Consider the following 12323-nt stretch of genomic DNA (forward strand, 5'->3'; position numbering starts at 1 on the left):
TTACTCTCCTTGCGGCGCGGTTGCCGGGGTTTCTGCCTGAGGCGCTGGCGCAGGAGCGGCTTCAACCGGAGATGTTGCTGGCTGGGCCAGTAAATTACGCACACGGGTCTGCATTAATTTCTCAAGAATGGTCTGACTTTGAAGCGTTTCTGGTACATCCATACTGATGCTTTGTTGGCTTAGTTGGTCCACTTCTTCAAGGAAGGCTTTCGTCGCTGCATCGTCGGTATCGTAGTACGCGCGCACCCAGGTGGAGACATTTTCCAGCGCCTGCCGGTATGTCTCTTCTTGATGGCGTGGTACGGCCTGCGCGGCCACTAACAGACGGGAGCGGATGTTCTCACGTAAGTACACGTCCTGATTTGGTGCTAACAGCGGTACGGCGGTTTCATCGCGACGTCGAATGGTAATAAAGCTGTCCATAAAATTTTGCCAGCTTTTTTGCAGATTGACGCGCCATTCGCTAATGGAGCTGGAAAGCTCGCTGCTGTCGGAGTCCATCGGCGAATCATCAGTATCATTGTCGGCCAGACGTAGGTTATCAATCTGATTAGACAACTGATTTATCTTGAGAATGATGCCGTCATAATCCACCTGAGAGACAGAAGAGAGGCTGGCGATATCATCAGTAATCGCTCGACGGGCGGTGATTAAACTTGGATCGTTCATATCGGCCAGGCTGGCATCGGCGCTTTTCAATAGCGCCGCTGCGGTGGTAACGTCCTGATCGCTCCATAATTTACGACCGGCCAGTTTCACCAGAAAATCGGCCTGCGCCAGCAGCCATGTTTTAGCATCGCTGCCAGAGATTGTGGCAACCTTTTGCTGCACTTCATCAAGCTGTTTAGCCAGTGCTGCTTGCTGACGGTTTGCTTCATCCAGCAGTGTTGCCTGCTGTTTAATAATACCTTCCAGCTCAGTTTTCTGGTTTTCCTGCGCTTTTTGCAGCGCCGTGAGCTGATTAGCCAACGCATCGCTGGTTGCAGTCTGTGTTGTTGCCTGTTGTTTCCCCCAGCCATACAGTCCGACGCCTGCCGCCAGCGCAATAGCAATCGCTACTGCACTTAGTATCAGTGCGGTGCTGCCCTTGCTCTTTTTTTCAGCATTGACTGACTGTGACGTGGTTTCCACGGCCTCCCTGGTCTCTTCAACCACGGCGGAGGATTTTTCTTGTTCCGTCATTATGGCATCCCATTATGAGAGTTATTGTAATGCGCGTAGCAGCGCATCGTTGTCGGCGTTATCAGCGACCTTAATATCTTGCCAGCCCAGTTCCCGGGCGAGGTGCGCCAGACGCTCACTGACGACCAGCAGCCGACAGCGTAGTAACCAGTGCTCACGATACCACTGCGGAATGAGCGACCAGAGCTGTTGTAGCATCTCTCCGCTGGTGACAACCACCGTCGTCACGCCGCGAGATTGCCATCGCATCGCTTCTTCTGCACCATCGTAATACTTTGCACTGCGTTGATAACATTCACAAAAATCTACATTGGCCCCACGTGCTTTCAGAGTTTCGCCTATCAACTCCCGACCGCCGTTGCCGCGTAAAATAAGCGCTTTTTTTCCCGCAATATTTTGTAATTCAGGTAATTGTAGCAAGACTTCGCTAATTTCCCGATCCAGAGGATAGTGAATATTGCATCCATTAACGGTATGGAGCGCCAATGCCGTGGTGCGGCCAATGGCAAAATAGCGCGGGAGGGAGGGCCAGCGTTCTCCTTGCTGCTGAAGCTGAGCATCAGCAAAAGTGACCGCGTGCTGCGAGAGAGCTAAAACCAGATCGTTTTCCGTCAGTGTCGACAGGCGGGAGGCTAGCGTTGCCAGTTCCCTGCCTGGCGAAAACTCAATGAGCGGAAAGCTCCAGGCCACCTGCCCCAGTGTGCGCAGACGGCTCACTAACTCTTCCCCTGCGGGAGATGGGCGGGTGACCAGAATACTCATGCGGGTGCTTCTCCGTTATAAACATCAGCCAGAATGGCGCGTGCACCGTTTTCCAACAGTTCTTCCGCCAGAGAAATGCCCATTTGTTCGGCATTATTTGGTGTGCCGCGACGTTCCCCGCAAACCATCTGTGAACCGTCAGGAGCACCGACCAGCGCACGTAGCCAAATCTCACCGTTAATGAGCTCAGCATAGCTGCCGATGGGCACCTGACAACCCCCTTCCAGGCGGGTGTTCATTGCGCGTTCGGCTTTTACACGCAGAGCGGTTTCTTCATGGTTGAGCGGTGCTAACAGTGCTTGAGTACGCAGATCATCGAGTCGACATTCTATGCCTACTGCGCCCTGTCCGACAGCTGGAAGAGAGACTTCCGGCGACAGCGCTGTGCGGATCCGCGACTCCAGCCCTAAGCGTTTTAACCCGGCTACGGCCAGAATAATCGCATCATAGTCGCCGTTATCCAGTTTGCTCAGCCGTGTTCCCACGTTGCCGCGTAGCGAACGGATAACGAGATCCGGGCGACGTTTAGCCAACTGGCACTGGCGACGTAAGCTGGATGTTCCAACGATGCTGCCTGCAGGAAGTTCATCCAGCGTGTTGTACTTATTCGAGACAAAAGCATCGCGTGGATCTTCGCGTTCGCAAATAGTGACCAGTCCGAGTCCCTCAGGGAATTCGACCGGCACATCCTTCATGGAATGCACGGCGATATCGGCACGTTTTTCCAGCAGCGCGACTTCCAACTCTTTAACAAACAAACCCTTACCCCCCACTTTTGCCAGTGGAGTATCCAGAATCACATCGCCACGGGTCACCATAGGTACCAGTTCTACGATCAGACCGGGGTGGTTTGCCATTAAGGCGTCTTTGACATAATGTGCCTGCCAGAGCGCAAGGGGGCTTTGGCGTGTGGCAATTCTCAAAACATTGTCTAACATGCTTGTTACCGTCATTATCAATCATTGACCATCCTAACATCCTTATCAAAGGGATGTCAGCGTTACGCTCAAACGTTAGTGAGAGGAAAAAGGCGCTGCATCATCACTGGCAGTGATTAATGACGAGAAACCTCCCGACCGTATGAAGGAATTTACACGTAACGAACGGTGCTACACTTGTATGTAGCGCATCTTTCTTTACGGTCAATGAGCAAGGTGTTAAATTGATCACGTTTTAGACCATTTTTTCGGCTGTACTCCATAAAAAAAGAGGGGCGAAAAAAGGGTAACGGTTATTTTTGACATACGGTTTATCCGAATGAATGAAGATTATTTGCGGGCGTATATGCCGCAACGATCGACAACATGACGGATAGCAACATCAGGCGATACGTCTTGTACCTCTATATTGAGACTCTGAAACAGAGACTGGATGCCATAAATCAACTGCGTGTGGATCGCGCGCTTGCTGCCATGGGACCTGCCTTCCAGCAGGTATACAGTCTGCTGCCGACATTATTGCACTACCACCATCCGCTGATGCCGGGTTACCTCGATGGTAACGTTCCCAAAGGCATATGCTTTTACACGCCTGATGAAACCCAACGCCACTACCTGAATGAACTAGAACTGTACCGTGGTATGTCACCGCAGGACCCTCCCAAGGGTGAATTGCCTATTACCGGCGTTTACTCGATGGGCAGTACCTCTTCAGTAGGGCAAAGTTGTTCCTCTGACCTGGACATCTGGGTCTGCCATCAATCCTGGCTGGATAGCGAAGAGCGTCAGCTGCTGCAGCGTAAATGTAGCCTGTTAGAAAGCTGGGCTGCCTCGCTGGGCGTGGAAGTCAGTTTCTTCCTGATTGATGAAAACCGTTTCCGTCACAATGAAAGCGGCAGCCTGGGTGGTGAAGACTGTGGCTCGACGCAGCATATTCTGTTGCTTGATGAATTCTATCGCACCGCCGTGCGCCTCGCGGGCAAACGTATTCTGTGGAATATGGTGCCGGGCGATGAAGAAGAGCATTACGACGATTACGTCATGACGCTCTACGCGCAGGGGGTGTTAACACCAAACGAATGGCTGGATCTGGGCGGACTCAGCTCGCTCTCTGCTGAAGAGTACTTTGGTGCCAGCCTCTGGCAGTTGTACAAGAGTATCGACTCCCCGTACAAAGCGGTGTTGAAAACGCTGCTGCTGGAAGCTTATTCTTGGGAATACCCGAACCCACGCCTGTTGGCGAAAGACATTAAACAGCGCCTGCACGACGGCGAAATCGTTTCTTTTGGTCTTGATCCGTATTGCATGATGCTGGAGCGCGTCACCGAATACCTCACGGCGATTGAAGATCCGACTCGTCTGGATTTAGTGCGTCGATGTTTCTACTTAAAAGTCTGCGAGAAACTGAGCCGCGAGCGCGCGTGCGTTGGCTGGCGTCGTGAAGTGTTAAGTCAGTTAGTGCAAGAGTGGGGGTGGGATGACGCCCGTCTGACGATGCTTGATAACCGCGCCAACTGGAAGATTGACCAGGTGCGCGAGGCACATAACGAACTGCTCGACGCGATGATGCAGAGCTATCGTAATCTGATCCGCTTTGCGCGCCGCAATAACCTTAGCGTCAGCGCCAGCCCGCAGGATATCGGCGTACTGACCCGTAAGTTGTATGCTGCGTTCGAAGCCCTGCCGGGTAAAGTGACGCTGGTGAACCCACAGATCTCACCGGATCTCTCGGAACCGAATCTGACCTTTATCCATGTGCCGCCTGGGCGTGCCAACCGTTCAGGTTGGTATCTCTACAACCGTGCGCCCAATATGGATTCCATCGTCAGCCATCAGCCGCTTGAATATAACCGCTACCTGAACAAGCTGGTGGCGTGGGCGTGGTTTAACGGTCTTCTGACGTCGCGTACGCATCTGTTTATTAAGGGTAACGGCATTGTCGATTTGCCGAAGCTGCAGGAGATGGTGGCTGATGTGTCGCACCACTTCCCGCTGCGTTTACCTGCGCCCACACCAAAAGCGCTCTATAGCCCGTGCGAAATTCGCCATCTGGCGATTATCGTTAACCTTGAATACGACCCGACAGCAGCGTTCCGTAATCAGGTCGTGCATTTTGATTTTCGTAAGCTGGATGTCTTCAGCTTTGGCGAAGAACAAAATTGTCTGGTGGGTAGTGTAGATCTGCTGTACCGCAACTCGTGGAACGAAGTGCGTACGCTGCACTTCAACGGCGAGCAGGCGATGATTGAAGCGTTAAAAACGATTTTGGGCAAAATGCACCAGGACGCGGCGCCGCCAGATAGTGTTGAAGTCTTCTGCTACAGTCAGCATCTGCGTGGCCTGATCCGTACCCGCGTCCAGCAACTGGTGTCTGAATGCATTGAATTGCGCCTTTCCAGTACGCGCCATGAAACCGGACGCTTCAAAGCGCTGCGCGTTTCAGGTCAGACGTGGGGACTGTTCTTCGAACGCCTGAACGTATCAGTACAGAAACTGGAAAACGCCATTGAGTTTTATGGCGCGATTTCGCACAACAAACTGCACGGTCTTTCCGTACAGGTTGAGACTAACCATGTGAAATTGCCGTCTGTGGTGGATGGTTTTGCCAGTGAAGGGATCATTCAGTTCTTTTTTGAAGAAACGGGCGATGAACAGGGCTTTAATATTTATATTCTGGATGAAAGTAACAGGGTTGAAGTGTATCACCACTGCGAAGGCAGCAAAGAGGAGCTGGTACGTGATGTCAGTCGCTTCTATTCATCGTCGCACGATCGCTTTACCTACGGCTCCAGCTTTATCAACTTTAACCTGCCGCAGTTTTATCAGATCGTGAATACCGACGGGCGCGCGCAGGTAATCCCGTTCCGTACTCAGCCGATTAACCCTATTCCTCCGGCTAATCAGGATAACGACACACCGATGTTGCAGCAGTATTTCTCGTAATTGCGCTTACCCGGAGGCGCTATGCTTGCCGGGCCTGGATGCACAGCGCTGCTTGTAAGCCGGATAAGGAGAGGCTCCTATCCGGCAAAAAGACATTAACGGAACCGAACGTCTTCACCTGCCTGCAGCGTTGCTGCCTGTTCCAGCAGATCCCAGAACGTTTCGCCGCTACGATCGCAAATCCACTCATCACCCTTCAGATCAAAATGGTAGCCGCCTTGTTTAGTTGCCAGCCATACCTGATGCAGCGGCTCCTGACGGTTAATGATAATTTTGCTGCCGTTTTCAAAACTGATGGTCAATACGCCGCCGTTGATCTCACAATCAATATCGCTGTCGCCATCCCAGTCATCCAGACGCTCTTCAATAGTCATCCACAGGGTGTCGGCAAGGCGATGAAATTCACTGTCGTTCATTTTTTTATCCTGTTTTTCGTGATGGTCGCAGTATAACGCGAAATAAATCACGTTGCAGTTTGCAGGCAAACTCTTGCTTTTACGCCTTCTCCTGCGATGATAGAAAACAGAAAGTATGAACTTACAGGCAATCCATAATGAAAAACGTGTTTCAGGCACTCGCTGTACTTTTTACTCTGTTCAGCCTGACGGGCTGTGGTCTGAAAGGTCCACTCTATTTTCCGCCAGCAGATAAAACCGCGCCGCCTCCGACAAAGAGCATTGAGCCACAAACGCAATCCACGGTGCCCGAGAAAAACGATCGGGCAACGGGAGATGGCCCTTCTCAGGTGAATTACTGACGGTAAGTCTCTGTACCCGCGTAAACGGAGTGAACAATGCAATTCTCTAAAATGCATGGCCTTGGCAACGATTTTATGGTCGTCGACGCGGTAACGCAGAATGTCTTTTTCTCACCGGAGCTGATCCGCCGCCTGGCAGACAGGCATCTTGGCGTTGGGTTTGATCAACTGCTGGTGGTTGAGCCTCCGTATGATCCGGAGCTGGATTTCCATTACCGTATCTTCAATGCCGACGGCAGTGAAGTGTCACAGTGTGGTAATGGCGCTCGTTGCTTTGCCCGGTTTGTTCGCCTGAAAGGGCTAACGAACAAACGTGATATTCGAGTCAGCACTGCCAATGGTCGCATGGTATTGAGCGTAACGGACGACGAGCTGGTGCGGGTGAATATGGGAGAACCCAACTTTGAACCTTCGCAGGTCCCTTTTCGCGCCAATAAAGCAGAGAAGACCTATATTATGCGAGTGGCTGAGCAGACAGTATTGTGCGGCGTAGTCTCAATGGGTAACCCGCATTGCGTGATTCAGGTTGATGATGTTGAAACTGCCACGGTGGAAACGCTGGGGCCAGTTCTGGAAAGCCATGAACGCTTTCCTGAACGCGCAAATATCGGGTTTATGCAAGTAGTGAAACGCGAGCATATCCGACTGCGCGTCTATGAACGCGGGGCGGGTGAAACACAAGCCTGCGGCAGCGGCGCGTGCGCAGCTGTTGCTGTTGGTATTCAGCAGGGCCTGCTGGCAGAAGAAGTGCGCGTGGAATTACCGGGTGGTCGACTTGATATCGCCTGGAAAGGTCCGGGTCATCCGTTGTATATGACTGGCCCGGCGGCACATGTCTACGACGGATTTATTCACTTATGAAGCAACCAGGGGAAGAACTACAGGAAACGCTCATGGATCTGGACGATCGGGCGGTCGTCGATTATCTGCAACGTAATCCTGAGTTTTTTATCCGTAATGCCCAGGCAGTTGAAGCGATGCGTGTCCCGCACCCGGTGCGAGGCACGATCTCTTTAGTTGAATGGCATATGGCAAGGGCGCGTAATCACATCAACGTGCTTGAAGAGAACATGGCGTTATTGATGGAACAAGCAAACGCCAACGAAAGTCTGTTCTATCGTCTGTTAAATCTGCAAGGGCGCCTGGTGGCAGCCAACAGTCTCGACGATATGCTGATGCGATTGCATCGCTGGGCGCGAGACCTGGGGCTGGCAGGCGCTACGGTTCGCTTGTTTCCGGATCGCTGGCGACTCGGCGCACCGTCGAAATTCACCCATCTGGCATTAAGTCGTCAGGCGTTCGAACCGTTGCGTATTCAGCGTCTGGGTCAGTCGCAGCATTACCTTGGCCCACTTCACGGTCCGGAACTGCTGGTCATGATGCCGGAAGCGAAAGCTATCGGTTCTGTGGCCATGTCGCTGCTGGGGCAGGATGGCTCTCTTGGTGTCATGCTGTTTAGCAGTCGTGATGCCAATCATTACCAGCAAGGGCAGGGAACGCAGCTATTACAGGAAATTTCGCTGATGTTGCCGGAGCTGCTGGAGCGCTGGATTGAACGCGTATGACCGACTCACCGCTTTCTCAGGACGTTGCACGCTTCTTACGCTATCTGGGCGTTGAGCGTCAACTTAGCCCGATAACGCTACTCAATTATCAGCGTCAGCTTGATACCATCATCGCGTTAGCCGGAGAAACCGGCCTGCAAAGCTGGCAACAATGTGATGCTGCGATGGTTCGTAGTTTTGCCGTGCGTAGCCGGCGCAAAGGTTTGGGACCTGCGAGCCTGGCATTGCGCCTCTCTGCGTTGCGCAGTTTCTTTGACTGGCTGGTCAATCAGGGCGAGCTGAAAGCCAACCCGGCAAAAGGTGTATCCGCACCGAAAGCACCGCGTCATCTGCCAAAAAATATTGATGTGGATGACGTTAACCGTCTGCTGGATATCGATCTCAACGATCCCCTCGCCGTTCGTGACCGGGCGATGCTGGAGGTTATGTACGGCGCAGGATTGCGTCTATCAGAACTGGTTGGGCTGGATATTAAACATCTCGATCTCGACACAGGCGAAGTCTGGGTGATGGGAAAAGGTAGCAAAGAACGCCGTCTGCCCATTGGTCGCAACGCGGTGGCGTGGATTGAACACTGGCTGGATCTGCGTGGATTGTTTGGTGGTGATGACGATGCTCTTTTCCTGTCAAAACTGGGTAAACGCATCTCGGCGCGTAACGTGCAGAAACGTTTTGCTGAATGGGGTATTAAGCAGGGGCTGAACAGCCACGTGCACCCACATAAATTACGCCACTCATTTGCGACACATATGCTGGAGTCGAGTGGCGACCTTCGCGGTGTACAAGAGCTGTTGGGACATGCCAACCTTTCTACCACCCAAATCTACACCCATCTTGATTTTCAACACCTGGCTTCAGTGTACGATGCGGCGCATCCGCGCGCCAAACGGGGGAAATAATGCGTTTTTACCGGCCGTTGGGGCGCATTTCTGCGCTCACCTTTGACCTTGATGATACCCTTTACGATAACCGTCCCGTGATCCTGCGCACCGAGCAGGAAGCGCTTGCCTTTGTACAAAATTATCACCCGGCGCTGAGTACGCTAAAAAATAGCGATCTACAGCGTCTGCGTCAGGCTGTACGCGACGCCGAACCGGAGATCTACCATGATGTTACCCAGTGGCGCCATCGTGCTGTAGAGCGTGCCATGCTGGAGGCTGGCCTGTCGGCGGCAGAGGCAAAAATGGGGGCGAACGCCGCGATGATGAATTTCGCGAAATGGCGCAGCCGCATCGACGTCCCGCAGTCTACACATGACACATTGAAGGCTCTGGCCCGCAAGTGGCCACTGGTTGCTATTACCAACGGTAATGCGCAGCCGGAACTGTTTGGTCTGGGCGATTACTTTGAGTTTGTGCTGCGTGCCGGACCGGACGGACGATCCAAACCGTTCAGCGACATGTACTCACTGGCGGCGGAAAAACTGAATATGCCAATTGGTGAAATCCTGCATGTGGGCGACGACCTGACAACAGACGTCGCTGGCGCGATTCGCTGTGGTATGCAGGCTTGTTGGATCAAACCGGAAAATGCCGACCTGATGCAAACATCTGACAGTCGTTTACTGCCGCATATCGAAATTTCACGGTTGGCATCTCTGACCTCGCTGATATAATCACCAACAGAACTCTGTATATATACCCAGCTTTTTGGCGGATGGCGTTGCGCTTATCCGCCCTACATACTTTTACGCGGCGGTGCCAATGGACGTTTCTTACCTGCTCGACAGCCTCAATGATAAACAGCGCGAAGCGGTGGCCGCGCCACGCAGCAATATGCTGGTATTGGCGGGGGCGGGGAGTGGTAAGACCCGCGTGCTGGTGCACCGCATCGCCTGGCTGTTGACCGTAGAGAATAACTCACCGTACTCCATTATGGCTGTGACCTTTACCAATAAGGCCGCGGCGGAAATGCGCCATCGTATTGGTCAGATTATGGGGACCAGTCAGGGCGGTATGTGGGTGGGGACTTTCCATGGTCTGGCGCATCGTTTGCTGCGCGCACACCATATGGACGCTAATCTGCCGCAGGATTTTCAGATCCTCGACAGCGAAGACCAACTGCGTCTGCTTAAGCGTCTTATTAAAGCGATGAACCTTGATGAGAAGCAGTGGCCACCGCGTCAGGCAATGTGGTTTATCAACAGCCAGAAAGATGAAGGCCTGCGTCCGCACCATTTACAGAGCTACGGCAATCCGGTTGAACAAACCTGGCAGAAAGTCTATCAGGCTTACCAGGAAGCGTGTGACCGTGCGGGGTTGGTGGATTTCGCTGAGCTGCTGCTGCGCGCCCACGAACTGTGGCTCAACAAACCACACATCCTGCAGCACTATCGTGAACGCTTTACCAACATCCTGGTGGATGAATTCCAGGATACCAACAATATCCAGTACGCGTGGATCCGCTTGCTGGCAGGTGATACCGGTAAGGTGATGATCGTCGGTGATGACGACCAGTCGATTTACGGCTGGCGCGGAGCACAGGTGGAAAATATCCAGCGCTTCCTCACCGACTTCCCTGGTGCAGAGACTATTCGCCTGGAGCAGAACTACCGTTCGACCAATAATATCCTCAGCGCTGCCAACGCCCTGATTGAGAATAACAACGGGCGTCTGGGCAAGAAACTGTGGACTGACGGTGTCGATGGTGAACCGATTTCGCTTTACTGTGCGTTCAACGAACTCGATGAAGCGCGCTTTGTGGTTAACCGTATCAAGACCTGGCAGGACAACGGCGGTGCGCTGGAACAGTGCGCCATTCTGTACCGTAGTAACGCCCAGTCGCGTGTGCTTGAAGAGGCTTTATTACAGGCCAGTATGCCGTACCGTATTTACGGTGGTATGCGCTTCTTCGAGCGCCAGGAAATCAAAGATGCACTCTCTTACCTGCGCCTGATCGCTAACCGTAACGACGATGCGGCCTTTGAACGTGTGGTGAATACGCCCACGCGTGGTATTGGTGATCGTACCTTAGATGTGGTGCGCCAGACGTCGCGTGACCGCCAACTGACGCTGTGGCAAGCGTGTCGTGAACTGTTGCAGGAGAAAGCCCTGGCCGGTAGAGCCGCCAGCGCATTGCAGCGCTTTATGGAGCTGATTGACGCGCTGGCTCAGGAAACGGCCGATATGCCGCTGCACGTGCAGACCGACAGGGTGGTAAAAGACTCCGGTCTGCGCATGATGTACGAGCAGGAAAAAGGCGAGAAGGGCCAGACGCGTATCGAAAACTTAGACGAACTGGTGACGGCAACGCGCCAGTTCAGCTACAACGAAGAAGATGAAGATTTAATGCCATTGCAGGCATTCCTCTCCCATGCGGCGCTGGAAGCTGGTGAAGGGCAGGCGGATACCTGGCAGGACGCGGTACAACTGATGACTTTGCACTCGGCAAAAGGCCTCGAGTTCCCGCAGGTGTTTATCGTCGGTATGGAAGAGGGGATGTTCCCCAGCCAGATGTCACTCGACGAAGGTGGACGACTTGAAGAGGAACGTCGTCTGGCCTACGTTGGCGTCACCCGCGCTATGCAGAAACTGACGCTGACCTATGCGGAAACGCGCCGTCTGTACGGTAAAGAGGTTTACCACCGACCATCGCGCTTTATTGGTGAATTACCCGAAGCGTGCGTGGAAGAAGTTCGTTTACGTGCAACGGTCAGCCGCCCTGTGAGCCATCAACGGATGGGCACTCCGATGGCGGAAAATGACACCGGCTACAAGCTGGGACAGCGTGTTCGGCATGCGAAGTTCGGCGAAGGTACTATTGTCAATCTGGAAGGGAGTGGCGAACATAGCCGTTTGCAGGTTGCATTCCAGGGCCAGGGGATAAAATGGCTGGTAGCCGCCTACGCAAGGCTGGAAACGGTGTGAAGGTGCTAACGCTCTGATTTGTAGGCCGGATAGGATGCAGCCGCTATCCGGCAATCTGTCGCTTAATCTTCTGAAATCATAGATAAATACCCTTATTCTGCTAACCTTGGTGCATGAGGGGAAATTATTACTTTTTCGCCATCTGTTGCGTGTTGACGTCAAAATTTTGCTGGCGTAACATGCGCGCACGATTACGCTAAGAGGACATTCGCCTTGGACACACCCAGTAGATACTGGCTCATTATCCTGTCATCCAGGATCAACTCCTAAGGCTATCCCTTTTTGCTGATAGCCTTCGCGGTTGTCAGCG

Annotated in this window: 12 protein-coding genes; 8 read left to right on the plus strand and 4 right to left on the minus strand. The window is 53.0% G+C overall.

Annotation, left to right across the window (positions count from 1 at the left end):
* Genes hemX through hemC form a run of 3 tightly spaced genes read right to left on the minus strand, consistent with a single transcriptional unit; the run spans position 1 to position 2882 of the window.
* Complete coding sequence (gene hemX, locus AACS05_RS23900; RefSeq protein ID WP_045449100.1) at positions 1–1182, minus strand: uroporphyrinogen-III C-methyltransferase; 1182 nt, start codon at positions 1180–1182, stop codon at positions 1–3.
* 21 nt (positions 1183–1203) lie between these two features.
* Positions 1204–1944, minus strand: coding sequence for a uroporphyrinogen-III synthase (gene hemD, locus AACS05_RS23905; RefSeq protein WP_045449101.1), 741 nt, complete (start codon positions 1942–1944; stop codon positions 1204–1206).
* Positions 1941–2882, minus strand: a complete 942-nt coding sequence (gene hemC, locus AACS05_RS23910) for a hydroxymethylbilane synthase (RefSeq protein ID WP_045449853.1) — start codon at positions 2880–2882, stop codon at positions 1941–1943. The genes hemD and hemC overlap by 4 nt, the downstream gene beginning before the upstream one ends.
* Positions 2883–3278: 396 nt before the next feature.
* Here hemC and cyaA point away from each other — a divergent pair, with 396 nt between their 5' ends.
* Positions 3279–5825, plus strand: coding sequence for a class I adenylate cyclase (gene cyaA, locus AACS05_RS23915; RefSeq protein ID WP_045449103.1), 2547 nt, complete (start codon positions 3279–3281; stop codon positions 5823–5825).
* A 95-nt stretch (positions 5826–5920) separates the two neighbouring features.
* Here the strand turns inward: cyaA and cyaY are convergent, their stop codons facing one another.
* The gene (gene cyaY, locus AACS05_RS23920; RefSeq protein ID WP_045449855.1) at positions 5921–6241 is read right to left on the minus strand and encodes an iron donor protein CyaY; all 321 of its coding nucleotides are present in this window, start codon (positions 6239–6241) and stop codon (positions 5921–5923) included.
* Between the two features lie 137 nt (positions 6242–6378).
* Here cyaY and lptM point away from each other — a divergent pair, with 137 nt between their 5' ends.
* From lptM to ysgD, 7 genes are all read left to right on the plus strand, one after another.
* Positions 6379–6582 (plus strand): LPS translocon maturation chaperone LptM, encoded by a 204-nt coding sequence (gene lptM / locus AACS05_RS23925; protein WP_045449105.1) that lies wholly within the window; start codon positions 6379–6381, stop codon positions 6580–6582.
* Between the two features lie 36 nt (positions 6583–6618).
* Complete coding sequence (gene dapF, locus AACS05_RS23930; protein WP_045449106.1) at positions 6619–7443, plus strand: diaminopimelate epimerase; 825 nt, start codon at positions 6619–6621, stop codon at positions 7441–7443.
* On the plus strand, positions 7440–8147 hold the full coding sequence (locus AACS05_RS23935) for a DUF484 domain-containing protein (protein WP_045449108.1): 708 nt from the start codon (positions 7440–7442) through the stop codon (positions 8145–8147). The genes dapF and AACS05_RS23935 overlap by 4 nt, the downstream gene beginning before the upstream one ends.
* Complete coding sequence (gene xerC, locus AACS05_RS23940; protein ID WP_045449110.1) at positions 8144–9046, plus strand: tyrosine recombinase XerC; 903 nt, start codon at positions 8144–8146, stop codon at positions 9044–9046. The genes AACS05_RS23935 and xerC overlap by 4 nt, the downstream gene beginning before the upstream one ends.
* A complete protein-coding gene (yigB, locus tag AACS05_RS23945; RefSeq protein ID WP_045449112.1) occupies positions 9046–9762 on the plus strand; it encodes a 5-amino-6-(5-phospho-D-ribitylamino)uracil phosphatase YigB in 717 nt (238 codons plus the stop codon). The genes xerC and yigB overlap by 1 nt, the downstream gene beginning before the upstream one ends.
* Positions 9763–9850: 88 nt before the next feature.
* Complete coding sequence (uvrD, locus tag AACS05_RS23950) at positions 9851–12013, plus strand: DNA helicase II (protein WP_045449113.1); 2163 nt, start codon at positions 9851–9853, stop codon at positions 12011–12013.
* 213 nt (positions 12014–12226) lie between these two features.
* Positions 12227–12283: a YsgD/CorL family protein gene (gene ysgD, locus AACS05_RS23955; RefSeq protein WP_212723238.1), complete on the plus strand. Its 57-nt coding sequence runs from the start codon at positions 12227–12229 to the stop codon at positions 12281–12283.
* The last annotated feature ends 40 nt before the right edge of the window (positions 12284–12323 follow it).

It is taken from the genome of Citrobacter sp. S-77 (assembly GCF_963864895.1).
Classification (GTDB): Bacteria; Pseudomonadota; Gammaproteobacteria; order Enterobacterales; family Enterobacteriaceae; genus Citrobacter; species Citrobacter murliniae.

What these genes read in the sequence shown, in the direction of transcription:
- cyaY (WP_045449855.1), bottom strand. Translation starts at nt 6,241, where the DNA reads ATGAACGACAGTGAATTTCATCGCCTTGCCGACACCCTGTGGATGACT.
- AACS05_RS23935 (WP_045449108.1), top strand. Translation starts at nt 7,440, where the DNA reads ATGAAGCAACCAGGGGAAGAACTACAGGAAACGCTCATGGATCTGGAC.
- dapF (WP_045449106.1), top strand. Translation starts at nt 6,619, where the DNA reads ATGCAATTCTCTAAAATGCATGGCCTTGGCAACGATTTTATGGTCGTC.
- hemD (WP_045449101.1), bottom strand. Translation starts at nt 1,944, where the DNA reads ATGAGTATTCTGGTCACCCGCCCATCTCCCGCAGGGGAAGAGTTAGTG.
- hemC (WP_045449853.1), bottom strand. Translation starts at nt 2,882, where the DNA reads ATGTTAGACAATGTTTTGAGAATTGCCACACGCCAAAGCCCCCTTGCG.
- uvrD (WP_045449113.1), top strand. Translation starts at nt 9,851, where the DNA reads ATGGACGTTTCTTACCTGCTCGACAGCCTCAATGATAAACAGCGCGAA.
- lptM (WP_045449105.1), top strand. Translation starts at nt 6,379, where the DNA reads ATGAAAAACGTGTTTCAGGCACTCGCTGTACTTTTTACTCTGTTCAGC.
- hemX (WP_045449100.1), bottom strand. Translation starts at nt 1,182, where the DNA reads ATGACGGAACAAGAAAAATCCTCCGCCGTGGTTGAAGAGACCAGGGAG.
- xerC (WP_045449110.1), top strand. Translation starts at nt 8,144, where the DNA reads ATGACCGACTCACCGCTTTCTCAGGACGTTGCACGCTTCTTACGCTAT.
- yigB (WP_045449112.1), top strand. Translation starts at nt 9,046, where the DNA reads ATGCGTTTTTACCGGCCGTTGGGGCGCATTTCTGCGCTCACCTTTGAC.